Here is a 20,556-nt window from a genome sequence, read left to right as displayed (position 1 = left end):
CCATGACCGACACCGACGATATCGAAACGGAGATCCTCGTTCTGGGCGCAGGCCCCGGTGGCTATTCGGCTGCCTTCCGCGCGGCGGATCTTGGCAAGTCCGTGACCTTGGTCGAGCGGTCGCCGATGCTCGGCGGAGTCTGTCTTAATGTCGGCTGCATCCCGTCTAAGGCGCTGCTTCATGCCGCGAAGGTCATCGAGGACGCCGAAGCCATGGCCGAGCACGGGCTGGGCTTCGCCGCGCCGCAGATCGAGCTTGAGAAACTGCGGAGCTGGAAAGAGTCGGTCGTAGAGAAGCTCACCGGCGGGCTCATGGCGCTCGCCAAGCAGCGCAAGGTGAAGGTGGTGCACGGTGCCGGCCGCTTCGCCGGGTCGCGCGAGCTTGAGGTGGCGGGCGAGGGCGGCACGTCGCGCATTCGCTTCGAGCAGGCTATCATTGCCGCTGGCTCCAGCCCCGCGACGCTGCCCTTCATTCCTGTGGACGAGCCGCGCATCCTCGATTCCACCGGCGCGCTTGAGATCGCCGATGTCCCGGAGCGGCTGCTGGTGATCGGCGGCGGCATCATCGGCCTGGAGATGGCGACCGTCTATCATGCCCTCGGCAGTCAGGTGACCATCGTCGAGGTCATGGACCAGCTCATTCCCGGGGCCGATGCCGATCTCGTGGCTCCGCTGATGAAGCGCATCAAGGAACGCTACGCGGCGATCTATCTGGAGACCAAGGTCACCGCGATCGAGACAGGCGAAACGCTCACCGTCCGTTTCGACGGCAAGGGCGCCCCGGACATTGATCAGTTCGACAAGGTATTGGTGGCCGTCGGGCGCACGCCCAATAGCGGCGCTTTGAACCTCGAAGCGGCCGGCATCGCACCCGATGAGCGGGGACTGATCCCCGTCGATGCGCAGCTTCGCACAGCGACGCCCAACATCTTCGCCATCGGCGATATCGTCGGCCAGCCCATGCTGGCTCATAAGGCCGTGCATGAGGGCAAGATCGCCGCGGAAGTGGCGGCAGGAAAGAAAGCCGCCTTAGATGCGCGGGTCATCCCGTCCGTGGCCTATACGGATCCTGAGGTCGCCTGGGTGGGGCTCACCGAGAACGAAGCGAAAGCCAAGGGCATCGCCTACGAGAAGGCGAAATTCCCCTGGGCCGCGTCGGGTCGCGCGCTGTCGCTCGGGCGTGACGAGGGGATGACGAAGACCCTGTTCGACCCCGAAACCGATCGCATCCTGGGCTGTGGGATCGTTGGCACCAATGCGGGCGATCTAATCGCCGAAGCGACGCTCGCCATCGAGATGGGCGCCGACGCCATCGACATCGCCGCCACCATCCACCCCCATCCGACCCTGTCGGAAACCTTCGCCTTCGCGGCGGAGATGTTCGACGGCACCATCACCGATCTCATGCCGCCCAAGCGCCGCACCCGCTGACGAGGAGGCGATGGGCACTTCTGCCGGGTGCCCCGCGACCCATCGAGTCGTTGCGTTGCACGGCAGGGGCGCCGCCACAAAAAAGGGGTGAGCAAAACACTCACCCCTCAAAGCCAATCCTCGAAAATCAAGACGCTTATTTCATCTCCGGGAAGGCGAACTCGGCGCCCTTAGAGATGCTGTCGGGCCAGCGCTGCATGGCGGCCTTGTGGCGAGTGTAGAAGCGCACGCCTTCGGGACCGTAGATATGCTGGTCGCCGAACAGGCTCCGCTTCCAGCCGCCGAACGAGTTGAACGCCATGGGCACCGGCAGCGGCACGTTGATGCCCACCATGCCGACGTTGATATTGTGGGTGAACTCCCGGGCCACCCCGCCATCGGCGGTGAAGATGGCGACGCCGTTGCCGTACTCGTTGGCCTCGATGACCTCCACGGCGGTCGCAAGGTCTGGCACGCGGACCACGCATAGCACGGGGCCGAAGATCTCTTCCTTGTAGATGGTCATCTCCGGCGTCACGCGATCAAACAGAGTGCCGCCGCAGAAGAAACCGTCCTCATAGCCTTCGACCGTCTGCCCGCGGCCGTCGACCACGAGCTCGGCCTTCTCCTCCACGCCCTTGGCGATGAGGCTCTCGATGCGCTCCTTCGCGGCGCCGGTGATCACCGGGCCCATCTCCGCGCCATCGACATTGCCTTCGGCGATCTTGATGTCGCGGATGCGCGGGGCGAGCTTCTCGATCAGCTTGTCGCCCGTGTCGCCGACGGCCACCGCAACGGAGATCGCCATGCAGCGCTCACCGGCCGAGCCGTAGGCCGCGCCCATCAGCGCATCGCAGCACTTGTCGAGATCGGCATCGGGCATGACGACCATGTGGTTCTTCGCACCGCCCAGCGCCTGCACGCGCTTCCCGTGGGACGTGCCGGTCGCGTAGATGTATTCGGCCACCGGCGTGGAGCCGACGAAGCTGACGGCGTCGACATCGTCGTGCGTCAGAAGACCGTCCACGGCGACCTTGTCGCCCTGAAGCACGTTGAACACGCCTTTCGGCAAACCGGCCTCGGCGAGCAGGTCCGCAAGGACCAAGCTCGGCGAGGGGTCGCGCTCGGAGGGCTTGAGCACGAAGGTATTACCGGCGGCCAGCGCGATCGGGATCATCCAGAGCGGCACCATGGCCGGGAAGTTGAATGGGGTGATGCCCGCGCAGACGCCGAGCGGCTGACGGATCGACCAGGCATCGATGCCGCGGGAGACCTGCTCGGTGTACTCGCCTTTCAGGAGCTGCGGCATGCCCGTGGAGAACTCCACCACATCGATACCGCGCGCCACTTCGCCCAGCGCATCGGCGAGCACCTTGCCGTGCTCGCGCACGATATGCTCGGCCAGCGTGGTGCGGTGCTCCTGCAGCAGATTGAGGAAGCGGAACATGACCCGGGCGCGTGAAACAGGCGGCACCTGGGACCAGGCGGGGAAGGCGGCCTTGGCCGCCGCGACGGCGTCGTCGATCTCTTTCTCGCCGGCCATGTCGACCTGGCCTACGGCCTTGCCGAGCGCCGGGTTGAACACATCGGCCGTGCGGTCCGACGACGACTTGATCCGCTCGCCATTGATGTAATGGGTGACCCGGTAGCCGGGGGCGTCGTCCGCAGCGTTGTCCGTCGGGCGGACCTCGTCCTGCACTGACATTGCAAATCTCCTCATTGGCATTGCGGGCGCACATCGGATGCACCCGTCTATTGGCCTGCGTTGCTCAAAAATCGCGTCGAGCGTCAGGCGTCGGGGCTCGTGACGCTGGCGATCGCGTCGCCAAGCGTTGCGCACATGACGCGCAGTTCGTCCTCGGTCGAGATGAAGGGCGGTGCCATGGCGATGGTGTCGCCGGTGAAGCGCACCAGCATCCCGGTCTGAAGCGCACGCTCGAAGACCCGCATGGCCCGCAGTCCCGGTTTTCCCTCGAAGGGCTCCAGATCGACCGCCGCCGCGAGTCCGAAATTGCGGATGTCGCAGACCCCGTCCGCGCCTTTCAGCTCGTGCACCGCGCCTTCCAGCACGGGCGCCAGTTCGGCGGCCCGTGGGATAAGCCCGTCGCGCTCCATGACGTCGAGGGTCGCATGACCCGCCGCGGCCGCCATGGGATGACCCGAATAGGTGTAGCCGTGATAGAGCTCCACCGCCTCTTCCGGACCGGACATGTAGGCGTCGTAAATCTCGTCGGCGACGATCACGCCGCCCATGGGGATGACGCCGTTGGTGACCGCCTTGGCGAAGGTCATCATGTCGGGCACCACATCCAGGCGCTGGGACGCGAAATTCGCGCCGAGCCGGCCGAACCCGGTGATTACCTCGTCGAAGATCAGCAGGATGCCGTGCTTGGTGCAGATCTCCCGCAGACGCTCCAGATAGCCGACCGGCGGCACCACCACGCCGGCCGAGCCCTGCATGGGCTCCACGATCACCGCGGCGATGGTCGAGGCATCGTGCAGCGCCACGAGCCGCTCCAGATCCTCCGCCAGATGAGCACCCCATTCGGGCTGCCCATGGGTGAACGCCATCTGCGCGCGGTCGTAGGTGTGGGGAAGGTGATCGACGCCGTGCAGCATGAGCGGTGCGAACATCTTGCGGTTCGCCGTCATGCCGCCGACGGAGATGCCGCCCATCCCGACGCCGTGATAGCCGCGCTCGCGGCCGATGATGCGGGTCCGGTGGGCCTCGCCCTTCATGCGGTGATAGCCGACGGCGATCTTGAGCGCCGTGTCGACCGACTCCGAGCCGGAATTGGCGAAGAAGACATGGTCAAGACCGGCCGGCGCCATATCCGCAACCCGTGCCGCGAAGCTGAGCGTCGTCGGATTGCTCATCTGAAACGCCGTCGCGTAGTCCAAAGTCTCGGCCTGGCGCTTGACGCTCTCGGCGATTTCCGGATTGGCGTGGCCAAGCGGACAGCACCACAGGCCCGACAGACAGTCGAACACGCGGCGTCCGTCCGCCAGGGTGTAATAGGCGCCCTCGGCGGAGGCGATGATGCGCGGGTTCCGCTTGAAATACCGGTTCGGCGTGAATGGCAGCCAGTAATTCTCCAGGCCGTCCCTGTTGCTGGAAGCTGGGATCTGTTCGTTCAAGACATCACTCCATAAATCAGGCGGCTTGGATCAGGCGGCCAGCGGTTTCAGTGCCATCATTGGCGCCACATAGGGATGATTGAGAGCCAGCGAGACAGGCTCGTTGGTCACCATCCCGTCATGCACGTTCAGGCCGTTCAAAAGATGCGGGTCGGCCTTCAAGGCCTCCAGCCCGCCATCCGCCAGCGCAAGCACGAAGGGAAGCGTCACGTTGTTCAGGGCATAGGTCGAGGTGCGCGGCACCGCGCCCGGCATGTTGGCGACGCAGTAATGGACGACCTCGCCGACCCGATAGCTGGGATCGTCATGGGTGGTCGGCCGCGAGGTATCGCAGCAACCGCCCTGATCGATGGAGATGTCCACGATCACCGAGCCGGGCTTCATGTTGTCGATGATGTCCCGGGTGATCAGCTTGGGCGCGGCGGCACCCGGCAGCAGCACACCGCCAATCACCAGATCGGCCGTGGTGCAATGCTCCTCCAGCGCTTCCCGGGTGGAGTAGAGCGTGTTGAGCTGGCTTCCGAACTGCCGCCAAAGGTTCCGCAGCACGTCCACGTCGCGGTCCATGCACCACACCTCGGCGCCCAGTCCGAGCGCCATCTGTATCGCATGGGTCCCGGCAACGCCGCCGCCGACCACCAGCACCTTCGCGCGCTCCACGCCGGGCACGCCGCCGAGCAGCGTGCCGCTTCCGCCATGGGCCTTCTCGAGGAAATGCGCGCCGGCCTGAATGGAGAGGCGCCCTGCCACCTCGGACATGGGCGCGAGCAGGGGCAGGGTGCCCTTGGCCGACGTCACCGTCTCATAGGCGATGCAGGTGGCGCCGCTGGCGATCAGGTCGTTGGTCTGATCCGGATCGGGCGCCAGATGCAGATAGGTAAAGAGGATCTGCCCGGGCCGGAGCATCTTGCGCTCCACGGCCTGAGGCTCCTTCACCTTCACGACCATGTCCGCTTCGCCGAAGACCTCTTCGGCGGTCGAAACGATCCGCGCGCCGGCCGCTTCGTAATGCTCGTCGGCCGCGCCGATGCCCGCGCCGGCGCCCGTCTCGATGAGCACCTTGTGGCCGCGGTCGGTCAGCTCCCGCACATTGGCGGGCACCAGGCCCACCCGGTACTCCTGGACTTTGATCTCTTTTGGAACGCCGATGATCATCTCCGGCCGCCTCTTTCTTAGCTATCTGCAACCTGTCCTTACTGCAGCAATGAACTGCAGCACGCAGGAACACTAATCTTAGGAGCAGACATAACCAATACAGTAAGCCAGTACAGATCGACGATTTGCAGCAAACTGTACCGGTCTATATCATGCGATGTATCGGGGCAGAGGAGTGGGTTCCCATGAGCGACGTCGCGACGAACAAGACGGAAAAGCAGAGCCAATCGGCACCGGCCCAAGAGATTGGACGCGCACGTCTCGGCCATGGACTGCCGCCGGTGTTCGTTGACATCGACCGGAACAGCGATCATCCGCTCGTGGAGCAGATCTGCAGCCAGATCGAAGAGGCGGCCGAGCGCGGCACGCTGGCGGCTGGAACGAAGCTTCCGTCGGTACGCAAACTCGCCAAGCAACTGGGCGTGAGCGCGTTTACCGCGGCCTCCGCGTACGAACTGCTCACCACCCGGCACGTGGTCGCGGCGCGCCGTGGCGCCGGGTACTTTGTGCTACAGCATGGGCGCACGATGCCCGTCCCGGTGCGTCCCATGAAGGCCACCACCGTCAGCGATTCCTGGCTAAGCTCCGATGTGTTCACCCACGGGCGTCGGCTGGCATCGCCGGGCTGCGGATGGTTGCCCTCCGCCTGGTATTCGCAAAAGAGCGTGGTTGGCGATGCCTTGCGGCGCGTTGCGCGGTCGAAGACCGACCATCTCGTCAATTACGGGCATCCTGCGGGGTTCGACCGGCTGCGCCAGCATATTGCGCGTGAGCTGAGCGAGCGCTCCCTGACCGTTTCGCCAAATCAGATCGTGCTGACCCATGGGGTGACCCATGCGATTGATTTGGTGGTGCGGACCTGCCTCCGGCCCGGCGACGCGGTGCTGGTTGAGAATCCGGGTTATGCGAATTTCAACAATCTGGCCTCACGCCATGGCTGCAAGTTGCTGCCTGTGAACCGTGGCGCCGATGGTCTCGACCTCGAAACCGCAGCGGAACTGGCCGAAACCTATCGGCCGAAGGCGATGTTCGTCACCACCGTGCAGCAAAATCCGCTCGGCACGACCCTGCGCCCGACGGATGCCTTTCGACTTCTTTCGCTCGCGGAGCAATTCGATTTTCTGGTGATCGAAGACGATATCGCACGCAAATTCGGCACGGAATACGACCCATGGCTCGCCGCCATGGACGGCCTGTCCCGTGTGATATCGGTCAACGGCTATTCCAAAACGATCGCGCCTTCATTGCGGTCCGGTTACCTGGCCTGCAACGAAACTCTGGCGAATGAGATCCTTCAGACGAAGATGCTGACCGGCCTCACCACTTCGGAGATTACCGAGCGCATCGTGTTGGAGGTGCTTTCGGATCCGGACCATCGACGGTCGGTGGATCAGATATCTACCCGTCTGACCCAAGCGCGGGAAGCCTACAAGCTCGTTCTGGAGAATGCCGGGCTGAAGTTGCTGACCGAACCCGATGGCGGAATGTTTTTGACAGCCGGCTGGCAGGTGACACCGACAGAGACCTGCAATGCTCGGCGCATCGCAGAAGACGCTCTAAGGGAAGATACGGTCCTTGCGCCGGGAGATTTCTTCTGCGTTTCGCCGCCCGAGTCGATCTGGTTTCGCTTCAACGTCGCTCATCAGGACACCGAGCCCTTGCAGGCCTTCCTGCGCGAGGTGCCGAAACGCTACGGATTCGGAACTTGAATGGACAGAGAGACTTGCCGGTGATCGGGCGAGCGGGAAGATCTGAATCGGGTGGCCTATCGCGCGGCTCTAGCCGACCGCCTTGCCGTTCGCCCGCTGGGCCGCCATCCAGATGGAGAGGTCTTCCAAGATGGCGCCGAAATGGATCTCCGGAATCTTCAGGGCCGCGGCGATCTCCTGCAGGGTCTTGCGCTCCGCGCCAGCGATTTCGCCGTCGGCCAGAAGCACCAGATAGGCACAGCGGACGATCTCTTCCTTGCTGTGCTCGTCGAGGCTTTTTCCCGCTCGGGCGAGGTCGGTGTAGAAGTCGTCGCCGACTCCCTTTTCGGCCATGCGCTTGATCTCGTCCGTCTCGACATCTTCCTTGGCATGGTCTCTATAGAGCCGCTGGATCAGGTCGATCTCGTCCAGGTCCAGATTTCCATCCGCCTTGGCCATGGCGACCATGGTCTTCAAAATCCATTCGCTGCCGAGCCTGAGCGCCGTATCCGTCATCTCGATCTCCGTGCTTCTGATCGACTCGCCTCACTTGGGGAGGCAGAGTGCGGTTCCCAAGACCCTATTATTGGGTCCAACGACCCTCTTGTTTGTTTTCTCCCGGTTGAGAGGCTTTTTGTAGGTCAATGCCGCCCCTCAAAGTCTTGTTCCTCGCAGATACGCGACCTGGACATTATCACCTATCGGAAGGCGTTATTGCGGCGTTAAAGCGGCTTCGCGACGTCCAGGTGACCCGCATCGAGATTCGGCGCAAATGGATCGTGCCGACCCGCTGGTTGCGCGCCCGCATCCACGCCAAGAGCTTCTTTCCGCCCCGCATGCTGCGCATGGCCTATCGCATCGAGGCCGAGGAACTACCGCAAGCCGATCTCGTCATCTCCGCCGGCGGCGAGACCCTGATGCCCAATATCTGCGTGAGCCGGTATCTGGACCGGCCGAGCATCTTCTGCGGGTCCCTTCGCGATCTCGACGCGAAGGAATTTAGCCTCGTCATCTCGTCCTATGAGCGCGACGCCGATGCGCCCCGCCACATGGTGACCCTGAAGCCATCACCCATGGACCCCGACAGCCTCGGCCGCTCCGATGAAGTCATCCAGTTCGGCCCGGACCGCACGCCCAAGCTGGCGGCGCTCCTGATCGGCGGCAATGCTGCCTCGTTCCGGTTCGGACGCGGGGAGTGGAAGGATCTCATCGCGCGCATCGGAGAGATCTCGCAACGCTGGGGCACGCGCTGGATGATCTCCACCTCCCGCCGCACCCCCGACTACGTGGCGGACATGCTGGCCGACTTCGCCAAGGACGAACGGGCCGTCGAGCGCTTCGTCGATTTCCGCACGGCCGGCCCGAGCACGCTGCCTGACATCTTCTCCCGCGCCGAAATCGTGCTTTGCACGGCCGATTCCAGCTCCATGGTCTCGGAAGCCATCTCCGCGCGCCTTCCCGTGGTGGGGCTCACGCCGAAAGCCTCCCACCTGCCGGAGGATGAAAGCGCCTATCGCGACCTACTCGTGCACCGGAACTGGTACCGCGTCCTGCCCATCGCCGAGCTGACGCCGGAGCGGCTGGCGTCGAACCTCGCGGAGATCACGCCTATCGAAGAGAACCCCCTCGATGCCCTGGCCGCGAAGCTGAAAGAGCGCCTGCCGGAGCTGCTTTCCGGCTGAGCGTCGAACAGGGCTGGATTCGGGCGCGCGACCTCGTTAGAGAGTGCGGCGAGGCATATCTCTTTTCCTATTCATTCTTAGAAAGACGAGCTGGCGACCCATGGCCAACCCGCAATACGTCTATGTCATCAAGGATCTCGCCAAGGCTTATCCCGGCGGCAAGAAGGTCCTGAACGACATCACCCTGTCTTTCCTCCCCGGCGCCAAGATCGGCGTGGTCGGCCCCAACGGCGCGGGCAAGTCGACGCTGTTGAAGATCATGGCGGGTGAGGAGAAGGAGTTCATGGGCGAGGCCTGGGCGGCCGACGGAATCAATGTCGGCTATCTGCCCCAGGAGCCCCAGCTCGACGACTCCAAGGACGTCATGGGCAACGTCATGGAGGGCGTCGGAGAGAAGAAGGCGAAGCTCGACCGCTACAACGAGCTCGCCATGAACTATTCCGACGAGACGGCCGAGGAGATGGCCGAGCTTCAAGACGAGATCGACAGCAACGATCTGTGGGATCTCGATTCCCAGGTGGAGCAGGCCATGGATGCGCTGCGCTGCCCGCCGGGCGATGCGGATGTCTCCAAGCTCTCCGGCGGTGAGCGCCGCCGCGTGGCACTCTGCCGGCTGCTGCTGTCGAAGCCCGATATTCTGCTGCTCGACGAGCCCACCAACCATCTCGACGCCGAGACCGTCGCCTGGCTGGAGCACTTCCTCCAGGAGTATCCCGGCACCGTCGTCATGGTGACACATGACCGCTACTTCCTCGACAACATCACCGATTGGACGCTGGAGCTCGATCGGGGCGAGGGCGTGCCCTACAAGGGCAACTACTCCGAATGGCTTGAGCAGAAGCAGAAGCGCGCCCAGGTGGAGGGCCGCCAGGACGAGGCCAAGCAACGCGCCATGGCCCGCGAGCTGGAATGGATCCGCTCAAGCCCCAAGGCCCGCCAGGCGAAGTCCAAGGCCCGTATCCGCGCCTATGAGGATCTCGTCGCCGAAGCCGGCAAGGAAAGCCAAGGCAACGCTCAGATCCAGATCCCGCCAGGCCCGCGCCTCGGCAGCGTAGTGATCGAGGCCGACGACGTCACGAAAGCCTACGGCGACCGGCTGCTGGTGGACGACCTCACCTTCAAGCTACCCCCCGGCGGTATTGTCGGCGTCATCGGCCCCAACGGCGCGGGCAAGACGACACTGTTCCGAATGATCGTTGGCGAGGAAAAGCCGGACGAGGGCGAGATCCGCGTCGGCGAGACCGTGAAGCTCGGCTATGTCGATCAGTCCCGCGACGACCTCGACGGGAAGAAGACCGTCTGGGAGGAGATTTCCGACGGCAATGACATGATCGAGCTGGGCAAGCGCGAGGTCCCGAGCCGTGCCTATGTCGGCTGGTTCAACTTCAAGGGACCGGATCAGCAGAAGCGCGTCGGCCAGCTTTCCGGCGGTGAGCGCAATCGCGTGCACCTGGCAAAGATGCTGAAGTCGGGCGCCAACCTGATCCTGCTCGATGAGCCCACCAACGATCTCGACGTGGAGACCCTGGGCTCGCTGGAAGCCGCTCTGGAAGACTTCCCCGGCTGCGCCGTGATCATCAGCCATGATCGCTTCTTCCTCGACCGCATGGCGACCCACATCCTCTCCTTCGAAGGCGACAGCCACGTGGAGTGGTTCGAGGGCAACTTCGCCGAGTACGAGGAAGACAAGAAGCGCCGCCTGGGCGACGATTCCATTGTCCCGAAGCGCATCAAGTACAAGAAACTGACCCGGAACTAGGGGCAGGGCTTCACGCTCCGCATCCACATAGAACGTCATGGCCGGGCTTGTCCCGGCCATCCACGTTTAAGGCTGCATTTGCAGATCCAGTAACCCCTGGCTGTGCGAACAGGGCAGGGCAGTGGTTACTGGATTGCCCGGTCGAGCCGGGCAATGACACGGTGATGTCGCGCACCGTCGCCGCACGAAGAAATCCCCCTTGTCCCGCTTCGCCAAAAGGCATAAAGATATCTTTATGTCAGATGCAGCCGACAAGACGTTGAGTCTGGAGCCCGCGCTCTCTGCCCTTAGGGCGGCGGGGGAATCCACGCGTCTGCGCATTCTGGCGCTGCTGTCGGGGCGCGAGCTCAACGTCAAGGATCTGACTCAGATTCTTGGCCAGAGCCAGCCCAGGCTCAGCCGTCACTTGAAGCTTTTGTCGGAAGCCGGGCTGATCGAACGCTTCCGCGAAGGGAGCTGGGTCTTCTTCCGTCTGGCCGAAGGCTCAGCCGAGGCGCGCCTCGCCGCCTCCATCGTTGCGGGGCTCGATTCCGACGATTCCGTGCTCCAGCTCGATGCCGCTCGAGCCACCGCCGTCCAGAAGGCGCGCGCCGAAGCCGCTCAGAACTACTTCAAGGCCCACGCCAGGGAATGGGACCGCATCCGCAGCCTCCATGTTGCCGAGGCCCAGGTCGAGCAGGCCATGATGGATGCGCTGGGCCAGGGCCCCTTCGACCTGCTGGTCGATCTCGGCACCGGCACGGGCCGCATCCTGGAGCTCTTCGCGCGCCAAGCGGATCGCGCCCTCGGCTTCGATGTCAGCCACGAGATGCTGTCCTATGCCCGCATGAAGCTGGAAGGGGCGGGGCTCGCCCACGCCCAAGTCCGCCATGGCGATCTGTTTCATCTGCCGCTGGCCGATGGCGAGGCCGATGCGGTCGTGCTGCACCAGGTGCTTCACTTCCTGGAGGAGCCGGCCGTCGCCATCGCCGAGGCCGCCCGGGTGCTTGAGCCCGGTGGCAAGCTTCTGATCGTGGATTTCGCACCCCATGAGCTGGAGTTTCTGCGCGAGGAGCAGGCGCATCGCCGCCTTGGGCTCGCCTCGGATCAGATCGGCCGCTGGTGCGACGAGGCCGGGCTCGATCTGAAGACTCATCGGGATCTTGCGCCGGGCGAGGCGGGTGACGAGAGCAAGCTTACCGTTTCCCTGTGGCTCGCCGAGAAATCGCAAGCCGCAGCGTCCGAAGAAAAGTCGAAATCAGCTGCCAAAGACGGCACTGCGTCATCGGTCGAGGAGGCCGCCGCGTAATGCTTCACCGCGATCATCACAGAAGCCGCGCCCTGTGCGACGGCGACATCAACGTCTCGTTCGAGTTCTTCCCGCCCAAGACGGAGAAGATGGAGAAGACCCTGTGGTCGTCCATTGGCACCCTCTGCCCACTTCATCCGAACTTTGTCTCGGTCACCTATGGTGCCGGCGGATCCACCCGCGAACGTACCCATTCCACCATCGAGCGCGTGCTGAACGAGACGGATCTGAAACCCGCCGCCCATCTCACCTGCGTCGGCACCAAGAAGGAAGAGATCGACGAGATCATCCGCGATTACTGGGAGATCGGCGTGCGCCACATGGTGGCGCTTCGCGGCGACGCCCCCGACGGCGTGGGTGCGCCTTATGAGCCGACCCCCGGCGGATATGTGAACGCGGCGGATCTGGTGGCCGGCATCAAGAGAATCGCCCCCTTCGAGGTCCATGTCGCCGCCTATCCGGAGAAGCATCCCCAATCGCCCACTGTCGAGGCGGATATCGACAATCTCCAGGCCAAGATCGACGCTGGCGCCGACGCGGCCATCACCCAGTTCTTCTTCGATAACGAGGTCTTCTACCGTTACATGGAGAAGGTGCGCGCTCGCGGCATCACCATCCCCATCACGCCGGGCATCATCCCGATTCACAATTTCAAGCAGGTCGCCAACTTCGCCACCCGGTCGGGCACCTACGTGCCCGAATGGCTGGGCCAGCGCTTCGAGGGGCTGGAGAACCATCCGGTGACCCAGAACCTCGTCGCCGCCGCGGTGGCCGCCGAGCAGGTGCTGGAGCTGGTTGACCAGGGCATCACCGATTTCCACTTCTACACCCTCAATCGGGCCGAGCTGGTCTATGCCATCTGTCACCTGCTGGGCCTGCGGCCGACGGCGGCCGAACAAGAAAAACAAGCGGAGGTAGTCTCGTGACCCGCGAAGAACGCATCGCCTATCTGAAGTCCGAGGTGAAGAAGCGCATCCTCATCCTCGATGGCGGCATGGGAACCATGATCCAGAGCTACAAGCTCTCCGAGGAAGAGTATCGCGGCGAGCGGTTCGCCGATCACCCCCACGACCTGAAGGGCAACAACGATCTGCTGGTGATCACCCAGCCGGAGATCATCAAGGAGATCTATGCCGGCTATATGGAGGCGGGCGCCGACATCATCGGCACCAACACCTTCAACGCCCAGGCCATCAGCCAGGCGGATTATCACCTTGAGGACATTTCCAAGGAGATGAATGTCGTGGCCGCGCAGGTCGCCCGCGAGGCCGCCGACGCCATGACCGAGAAGACGCCGGACAAGCCGCGCCTGGTGGCGGGCGCCATCGGCCCGACCAACCGCACCGCGTCCATCTCGCCGGACGTGAACGATCCCGGCTATCGCAACACCTCCTTCGATGCGTTGGTCGAGGCCTATTCGGATCAGGTGCGCGGGCTAATCGAGGGCGGCGTGGACATGATCCTCATCGAGACGGTGTTCGATACGCTGAATGCCAAGGCGGCCGGCTTCGCCGTGGAGCAGGTCTTCGACGAGACGGGTGTGAAGCTGCCGCTGATGATCTCCGGCACCATCACCGATCTGTCGGGCCGCAACCTCTCCGGCCAGACGCCGGAAGCCTTCTGGTATTCCATGCGCCACCTGGAGCCGTTCTCCATCGGGCTCAACTGCTCCTTCGGCGCCGAGCAGCTTCGCCCGGCCGTGGCCGATATCGCGCACGTGGCCGACGCCTATGTCAGCGCCTACCCCAACGCAGGGCTCCCCAATGAGATGGGCGAGTACGACCAGTCGCCCGAGATGATGGGAGATCTGCTGGAAGGGTGGGCCAAGCACGGTATGCTGAACCTCGTCGGCGGCTGCTGCGGCACCACGCCGGAGCACATCAAGGCCATCGCCGATGCGGTCGAGGGCTTCGCGCCCCGAAAGATGCCGGAGCCCGAGCACAAGCTGCGCCTGTCGGGACTGGAACCCTTCGTGGCGGGGTAGGGGGATCCTGCAAGTTCAGCACTTACCGCGATGCCCTCTCCCCTCGGGGAGAGGGTTGGGTGAGGGGGATGGAAACGAAGCTCACGTCTACTGCCAAACGGCTACGCAGAGAGATGACTGCGGCGGAGACGAAGTTGTGGTTCGAACTGCGGGACCGTCGCTTCAAGGGCGTGAAGTTCCGGCGCCAGGTACCAGTTGGGCCTTATATCGCTGACTTCATGAGCAAAGAGCTCCGCTTGATTATCGAGGTTGATGGGGGACAACACGCCGAACTGACCAAGCGAGCCGATGAAGAGCGAACTCAGCATCTGGAAGAGCAGCGATTCTCTGTCGTCCGGATTTGGAATAACGAAGTGCTGGAGAACATTGAAGGTGTGATGCATGCCCTGGGTGAGGTTATTGATTGTTCCCCCTCACCCGGCGCTTCGCGCCACCCTCTCCCCGACGGGGAGAGGGACTCCGGCGACGCCTAAAGAGTGAGTAATGACCAATAACGCCGCAACGAATTTCATCATGATCGGCGAGCGGACCAATGTGACGGGGTCCGCCAAGTTCCGGAAGCTGATCGAGGCCGACGATTATCCGGCAGCGCTCGAGGTCGCGCGACAGCAGGTCGAGAACGGCGCCGCCATCATCGACATCAACATGGATGAGGGCATGCTGGATTCGGAGAAGGCCATGCAGACCTTCCTGAATCTGATTGCGGCCGAGCCGGATATCTCCCGCGTGCCGGTGATGATCGACTCCTCCAAATGGTCGGTGATCGAGACCGGGCTGAAATGCGCCCAAGGCAAATCCATCGTGAATTCCATCTCCATGAAGGAGGGCGTCGAGCCGTTCCTGGCGCAGGCGCGGAAGGTGCGCCGCTATGGTGCCGCCGTCGTGGTCATGGCCTTCGACGAGGAGGGTCAGGCCGATACGATTGAGCGCAAGTTCGAGATCTGCAAGCGTGCTTATGAGCTGCTGACGAAGGAGGTGGGCTTCCCGCCGGAAGACATCATCTTCGATCCCAACATTTTCGCCGTCGCCACCGGCATCGAGGAGCACGCCGAATACGGCATCGCCTTCATCGAGGCCACGCGTCTGATCAAGGAAAACCTGCCTTACGCCCATGTGTCGGGCGGCGTCTCCAACTTGTCGTTTTCCTTCCGGGGCAACGAGCAGGTGCGCGAGGCCATGCACTCGGTGTTCCTCTATCACGCCATTCAGGCGGGCATGGATATGGGCATCGTCAATGCCGGCCAGCTCGCCGTCTATGACGATATCGAGCCGGAGCTTCGCGAGCTGGTCGAGGACGTGATCCTCAACCGCCGCGACGACGCGACCGACCGACTGCTGGAAGCGGCCGAGCGCTACAAGGGCGGGGCGTCGGCCGGCAAGGAGAAGGATCTCTCCTGGCGTGAGAAGCCAGTCGAGGAGCGCCTCACCCATGCCCTGGTGAACGGCATCGCGACTTACGTGGAAGAAGACACCGAAGAGGCCCGCCAGAAGGCGGAGCGTCCTCTCCATGTCATCGAAGGCCCGCTCATGGCCGGCATGAACGTGGTCGGCGACCTGTTCGGCGCCGGCAAGATGTTCCTGCCCCAGGTGGTGAAGTCGGCCCGCGTCATGAAGAAGGCCGTGGCCTATCTCATGCCCTACATGGAGAAGGAGAAGGAGGAGCTCGGCCTCACCCAAGGGGATGCGGCCGGCAAGGTGCTGCTCGCCACCGTCAAGGGCGACGTGCACGACATCGGCAAGAACATCGTCGGCGTGGTTCTTCAGTGCAACAATTACGAGGTGATCGATCTCGGCGTCATGGTGCCCTCCCAGACGATCCTGGACCGGGCCCGTGAAGAGAAGGTCGACATCATCGGCCTCTCCGGCCTTATCACGCCATCGCTCGACGAAATGTGCCACGTCGCGGCCGAGTTGGAGCGGGAAGGCTTTGACATGCCGCTGCTGATCGGCGGGGCGACCACAAGCCGTGTCCATACGGCGGTGAAGATCAGCCCGAACTATAGCCGCAGCCAAGCGATCTACGTGACCGATGCGAGCCGCGCCGTCGGTGTGGTCTCCAGCCTGATGAGCCCGGAGGAGCGCAAGAACACAATCGCGCGTGTCCGCGAGGACTACATCAAGATGGCGGAATCCCACGCCCGCGGTCAGGAGCAGAAGAAGCGCGCCTCCATTGCGCAAGCCCGCGGCAACGCCCCCAAGATCGATTGGTCCGGCTACACGCCGCCCAAACCCAGCTTCCTCGGAACGAAGGTCTTCAAGAACTACGACCTCGCCGATCTGGCCCGCTATATCGACTGGACGCCGTTCTTCCAGGCCTGGGAGATGAAGGGCCAGTATCCGCAAATCCTTCAAAGCGAGAAGTACGGCGAAGCGGCGCGCAACCTGTTCGAGGATGCGCAAGCCATGCTGAAGCAGATGATCGCCGAGAACTGGGTCTCCGCCCATGCTGTCGTCGGTTTCTGGCCGGCCGCCGCCCGCGGCGACGACATCGTGCTCTATAAGGACGACGAGCGTACCGACGAGCTGACGACCTTCCATTCGCTGCGCCAGCAGATGTCCAAGGAGTCGAGCAAGCCGAATTTGGCGCTCTCCGATTTCGTCGCGCCAGAAGGCGAGGCGCCGGACTATATCGGCGGCTTCGCCGTCACGGCAGGCATCGGTGAGGAGGAGGTCGCCCACCGGTTCGAACTGGCCAATGACGACTACTCAAAGATCATGGTGAAGGCCCTGGCCGACCGGCTGGCGGAAGCCTTCGCCGAAGCCATGCACGAGAAGGTGCGCAAGGAGCTTTGGGGCTATGCGCCCGATGAGAAGCTCAGCAACGAAGCGCTGATCGCCGAGGAGTATTGGGGCATCCGCCCGGCGCCGGGCTATCCAGCCCAGCCCGACCACACGGAGAAGGGTACGCTGTTCGACCTGCTGAACGCGGAGGAGGAGATCGGCCTACATCTCACTGAGAGCTACGCCATGTGGCCGGGCGCTGCCGTCTCCGGCATCTACTTCTCCCATCCTGAAAGCCGCTATTTCGGCGTGGGCAAGATCGGCCGGGATCAGATCGAGGATTACGCCGCCCGCAAGGGCTGGACGGTCGAGGAGGCCGAGCGCTGGCTCGCGCCGATCCTCAACTACGATCCAGCGAAGATCGCGCAAGAAGCCGACGCGGCGTAAGAGTCAGCCGGCCTGCTGCTGCTCAAGGAGCGCTAGCAGGTCGTCACCCTCTGACCAGTGACGCGCGGCCCAGCCGGCGTCGCGGGCGGCGACGACATTCGCCTCGGAATCGTCCACGAGAAGGATCTTGTCTGGGTCGGCACCGCTACGTTCCGAAGCGGCATCGAAGAAGGCACGCTCCGGCTTTCGCGCCGCGACCGCGGCCGAGTAGACCATGCCGTCGACGTGATCGCGTAATGCCAGCTGTTCCATCAGATGGCGGGCCCGCAGATGCTCCTGGTTGGTCGCCAGGAAGATGCGCCAGCCCTCGTCACGCAGTGTATCGCATGCTGCCAGAACGGATTCATCCAGCCGCGCATCTTTCTCAAACCAATACGCGATGAAGCGTTCCGCGCTGACGGAGGGCGACAGGACAGGGAGGCAGGCCGCGAGCACCTCGAGCAGATCCTTCCGCCCGATTACGATGTCTGTCCAATGGGGCGCGAAGAACTTTTCCTGCAGCAGAGCGGGCTCGATCCCGAGGTCGCGCCCGATATCGGTCGCCCAGGGTTTCCCGTCCTCGGGGCGGCCATTCACCACCACCCCGTCGACGTCGAGCATCAGACACCGCGTCACGATCCGCTCCCACTTCGGCCCCAAATCTCGGCGGCCTTGTTCGCATAGCGGGCAGGGGCAGGCCAGTACCGCAACGGACTATGGAAGATGGGCAAAAAAAATGGCCTCTCGCTACCTTGCGAGAGACCCACTGATCCGGCATCGGGGCTTTTGGTTTAGCGCCCCGGCCTAGATGTCCCCAACCTTAAACGATTCCGATGATAACAGCGGCCAGAAAGCCAAACGAACCCAGCGCCGTTATCGCCGTAAGGGCTTGTGTCAGTTCCATCGGAAGCCTCCTTTTCCGCTGGTCGTCCCATCGGACGAAACAACAGTTTACGTAGAGGTAGACGCATTCGCCAAGCATCTTATGTGCTGCGCCGCACAATCAGACAGAGTTCGGCGCAAGGCTTGGTGAGCAGATTAACGCAGACCGAGACCGGCGGTTTCATCCATTTGCGAATTTATTTTCGCTGGACCGAAACCCCTTAGAAACGGCCGTTTTTCGGCTCTGGAAAGTCTGTGGAAAACGCAGCATGCCTTTCGCAGTGCGAAAAGCTCCCCTCGACTCTGATACGTTTTCGACGGCTAGCCTCTACCCCTGGTACGGGTTTTGTTGGGTTTGGCGTTCCGCTCCAGGAACTCGATCATCAGCGAAGCGACGTCCTTGCCGCTGGCGTTTTCCAGGCCCTCGATGCCCGGCGACGAGTTCAGCTCCATGACCATCGGCCCGTGCTCGGAGCGCAGCATATCGACGCCGCAGACATTGAGCCCCAGGGTTTTGGCCGCGCGCACGGCGGTCGCCCGCTCTTGCGGCGTGATCTTGATCGCCGAGGCATGGCCGCCCCGGTGCAGGTTGGAGCGGAACTCGCCCGGAGGGCCCTGACGCTTCATGGCGGCGACGACCTTCTCGCCGATCACCAGGGCGCGGATATCCATGCCGCCCGCCTTCACGTATTCTTGGACCAGGATGTTCACCTTGGCGCCCTGGAACGCCTCGATCACAGACTTGGCCGACTGCATGGTCTCACCCAGCACCACGCCGATGCCTTGGGTGCCTTCGATCAGCTTGATCACCACCGGGGGGCCGCCCACCAGCTTGATAACGTCCTCCGCCTGCTTCGGATCGTTGGTGTAGGCGGTGCTCGGCAGGCCGATCCCCTTGCGCGCCAAAAGCTGCATGCAGCGCAGCTTGTCGCGCGAGCGGCCGATGGCGACGGATTCGTTCATGGGGTAGATGCCCATCACCTCGAACTGGCGCAGCACCGCAAGACCGTAGGCCGTGACCGAGGCGCCGATACGCGGGATGACCGCATCGAACTCTTCCAGCGGATGCTGCAGCCGGTGATAGAGCATCGGCCGCCCTGAGCTGATATTGATCGAGACGCGCAGCGTATTGATGATCTCGATCTCGTGACCGCGCGCCTCGGCGGCCTCCACGATCCTCTTGTGGCTGTAAAGGTTCGCGTTCCGCGCCAGAAGTGCGATTTTCATCGAAGGCCTCGTGGAAGTGGGGTGAGTGGGTTAATCGGAGGGCGGTTTCGAGCGCGGTCTCCGGCGCGGCGGAACAAGGTCGGCACTTGCCAGGAACGAGCGCGCCGGGTCAATGAGCACACCATGTTTGAGCGCGGTTCGACCGAGCAGCATCCGGAACCCCATTTGGTCCCGGTTGGTGAGTGTCAACTCGATCGGCCAGCTCCCCGTTCCAAGGGTAAGTGTCGTCCTGATGACATAGCGGTTCGTCACGTGGCCGCCGGAGCTCTTCACTTGTCGGCGGTCGACCACCGGCGCTTCGCAGGTGACGGCGCCCTGTTTGCTGCGCTGCTCCGGATGGAGCTCAAACCGCAGCCAGATCTGACCGTCCCGCTGGAACGGCTCCATCTTCCAGGCGTGGATCGCGCTGGTCCGCGCGCCGGTGTCGATCTTCGCTTTGACCATGGGAACGCCCAGCTCGGGCAGACCGACCCACTCCCGCCAGCCGATATGCAGGGCCGGCGTCGGCGCGCCCCGCTTGCGGCGGCGCCGTGTGGGTTGCTCCGGGGAGGCCGGAGGCTGGATAGGTTTCGTCAAGTGCGACTGACCTCGCAAAACGTCAGGGACTGAACACCAGCACAAGATAACAGGCGAACATCAACAGATGCACCAGCCCTTGCAACACCGTGGTCCGCACGCCGCCGAAGGTGAGCGCCGCAAGCCCGAGGGTCAGTACCAGGAGTACCGTCTCCAGCCCGGTGAGGCCGAGATGGATATCCGTGTTGGCGATCAGCCCCACGACGAGCACTGCCGGGATGGTCAACCCGAGGGTTGCGAGGGAGGAGCCGAGGCAGACATTGACCGAGCGCTGCAGCTTGTTGTTCGCCGCGGCGCGCATGGCGGTCAGCCCTTCCGGCGTCAGCACGATCAAGGCCACCACAATACCGCCCAGCGCGTCCGGAAGATCGTTCTTCTCGATTCCGAAATCGATGATCACGGCGAGATACTCGGCGAGGATTACGATGGGCAGCAGGGTAACCAGCAGCATGGGGATGTGAAACAGCAGCCCGTGAGACTCCGATTCCCGGATCACCGGCGCCAGCGCATCCTCCTCGGCGTCCTCCGGCACGGGCTGGGCGAAGAAGGCTTGGTGCCGCGTCGTCTGGATGGCCAGGAAGACCGTGTAGAAAGCCGCGGCGATTGCCGCGAAGATCATCG

General features: G+C 63.4%; 16 protein-coding genes and 1 pseudogene. 9 read left to right on the top strand and 8 right to left on the bottom strand.

The features are described 5' to 3' along the window. Positions 1-2 precede the first annotated feature (2 nt). A complete protein-coding gene (gene lpdA, locus ACFQ2F_RS11825) occupies positions 3-1,430 on the top strand; it encodes a dihydrolipoyl dehydrogenase (protein ID WP_379090084.1) in 1,428 nt (475 codons plus the stop codon). 136 nt (positions 1,431-1,566) lie between these two features. Here lpdA and ACFQ2F_RS11820 read toward each other — a convergent pair whose 3' ends face one another. From ACFQ2F_RS11820 to ald, 3 genes are all read right to left on the bottom strand, one after another. Continuing rightward, positions 1,567-3,114, bottom strand: coding sequence for a CoA-acylating methylmalonate-semialdehyde dehydrogenase (locus ACFQ2F_RS11820; protein WP_379090082.1), 1,548 nt, complete (start codon positions 3,112-3,114; stop codon positions 1,567-1,569). 83 nt (positions 3,115-3,197) lie between these two features. Beyond that, positions 3,198-4,547 (bottom strand): aspartate aminotransferase family protein, encoded by a 1,350-nt coding sequence (locus ACFQ2F_RS11815; protein ID WP_379090080.1) that lies wholly within the window; start codon positions 4,545-4,547, stop codon positions 3,198-3,200. 30 nt (positions 4,548-4,577) lie between these two features. Beyond that, positions 4,578-5,702, bottom strand: a complete 1,125-nt coding sequence (ald, locus tag ACFQ2F_RS11810; RefSeq protein WP_379090078.1) for an alanine dehydrogenase — start codon at positions 5,700-5,702, stop codon at positions 4,578-4,580. Positions 5,703-5,887: 185 nt separating this feature from the next. Here ald and ACFQ2F_RS11805 point away from each other — a divergent pair, with 185 nt between their 5' ends. Continuing rightward, the gene (locus tag ACFQ2F_RS11805) at positions 5,888-7,411 is read left to right on the top strand and encodes an aminotransferase-like domain-containing protein (protein ID WP_379090076.1); all 1,524 of its coding nucleotides are present in this window, start codon (positions 5,888-5,890) and stop codon (positions 7,409-7,411) included. A gap of 69 nt (positions 7,412-7,480) precedes the next feature. Here ACFQ2F_RS11805 and ACFQ2F_RS11800 read toward each other — a convergent pair whose 3' ends face one another. Then, positions 7,481-7,906 (bottom strand): TerB family tellurite resistance protein, encoded by a 426-nt coding sequence (locus tag ACFQ2F_RS11800; protein WP_379090074.1) that lies wholly within the window; start codon positions 7,904-7,906, stop codon positions 7,481-7,483. Between the two features lie 128 nt (positions 7,907-8,034). Between ACFQ2F_RS11800 and ACFQ2F_RS11795 the strand changes: the two genes are divergently transcribed. The 7 genes from ACFQ2F_RS11795 (at position 8,035) to metH (ending at position 17,271) form a co-directional block, all read left to right on the top strand. Continuing rightward, on the top strand, positions 8,035-9,072 hold the full coding sequence (locus ACFQ2F_RS11795) for an ELM1/GtrOC1 family putative glycosyltransferase (protein ID WP_379090072.1): 1,038 nt from the start codon (positions 8,035-8,037) through the stop codon (positions 9,070-9,072). Between the two features lie 100 nt (positions 9,073-9,172). After that, positions 9,173-10,831 carry an energy-dependent translational throttle protein EttA gene (gene ettA / locus ACFQ2F_RS11790; RefSeq protein WP_379090070.1) on the top strand — a complete coding sequence of 553 codons (1,659 nt, stop codon included), beginning with the start codon at positions 9,173-9,175 and terminating at the stop codon, positions 10,829-10,831. Positions 10,832-11,066: 235 nt separating this feature from the next. Then, positions 11,067-12,119: an ArsR/SmtB family transcription factor gene (locus tag ACFQ2F_RS11785; protein ID WP_379090068.1), complete on the top strand. Its 1,053-nt coding sequence runs from the start codon at positions 11,067-11,069 to the stop codon at positions 12,117-12,119. Beyond that, complete coding sequence (metF, locus tag ACFQ2F_RS11780) at positions 12,119-13,045, top strand: methylenetetrahydrofolate reductase [NAD(P)H] (RefSeq protein WP_379090066.1); 927 nt, start codon at positions 12,119-12,121, stop codon at positions 13,043-13,045. The genes ACFQ2F_RS11785 and metF overlap by 1 nt, the downstream gene beginning before the upstream one ends. Further along, on the top strand, positions 13,042-14,103 hold the full coding sequence (locus ACFQ2F_RS11775) for a homocysteine S-methyltransferase family protein (RefSeq protein WP_379090064.1): 1,062 nt from the start codon (positions 13,042-13,044) through the stop codon (positions 14,101-14,103). The genes metF and ACFQ2F_RS11775 overlap by 4 nt, the downstream gene beginning before the upstream one ends. A gap of 68 nt (positions 14,104-14,171) precedes the next feature. Beyond that, the gene (locus tag ACFQ2F_RS11770; RefSeq protein WP_379090062.1) at positions 14,172-14,576 is read left to right on the top strand and encodes an endonuclease domain-containing protein; all 405 of its coding nucleotides are present in this window, start codon (positions 14,172-14,174) and stop codon (positions 14,574-14,576) included. A gap of 61 nt (positions 14,577-14,637) precedes the next feature. Further along, positions 14,638-17,271 (top strand): methionine synthase, encoded by a 2,634-nt coding sequence (metH, locus tag ACFQ2F_RS11765; protein WP_379090704.1) that lies wholly within the window; start codon positions 14,638-14,640, stop codon positions 17,269-17,271. Positions 17,272-17,274: 3 nt separating this feature from the next. Here metH and ACFQ2F_RS11760 read toward each other — a convergent pair whose 3' ends face one another. The 4 genes and pseudogenes from ACFQ2F_RS11760 to ACFQ2F_RS11745 form a co-directional block, all read right to left on the bottom strand. Further along, positions 17,275-17,886, bottom strand: a complete 612-nt coding sequence (locus ACFQ2F_RS11760; RefSeq protein WP_379090060.1) for an HAD-IA family hydrolase — start codon at positions 17,884-17,886, stop codon at positions 17,275-17,277. A gap of 567 nt (positions 17,887-18,453) precedes the next feature. Then, positions 18,454-19,359, bottom strand: coding sequence for a 30S ribosomal protein S6--L-glutamate ligase (gene rimK / locus ACFQ2F_RS11755; RefSeq protein ID WP_379090058.1), 906 nt, complete (start codon positions 19,357-19,359; stop codon positions 18,454-18,456). 30 nt (positions 19,360-19,389) lie between these two features. Further along, positions 19,390-19,935, bottom strand: coding sequence for an ATP-dependent zinc protease family protein (locus ACFQ2F_RS11750; RefSeq protein ID WP_379090056.1), 546 nt, complete (start codon positions 19,933-19,935; stop codon positions 19,390-19,392). Positions 19,936-19,957: 22 nt separating this feature from the next. Beyond that, a pseudogene (locus ACFQ2F_RS11745) lies at positions 19,958-20,556 on the bottom strand (calcium:proton antiporter); the annotation flags it as partial.

Origin of the sequence: Methyloligella solikamskensis (assembly GCF_042676065.1) — a bacterium.
GTDB classification, from domain to species: Bacteria; Pseudomonadota; Alphaproteobacteria; order Rhizobiales; family Methyloligellaceae; genus Methyloligella; species Methyloligella solikamskensis.
Note: the sequence above shows the minus strand (reverse complement) of the source record. Positions and strands in the feature narration are given on the sequence as shown.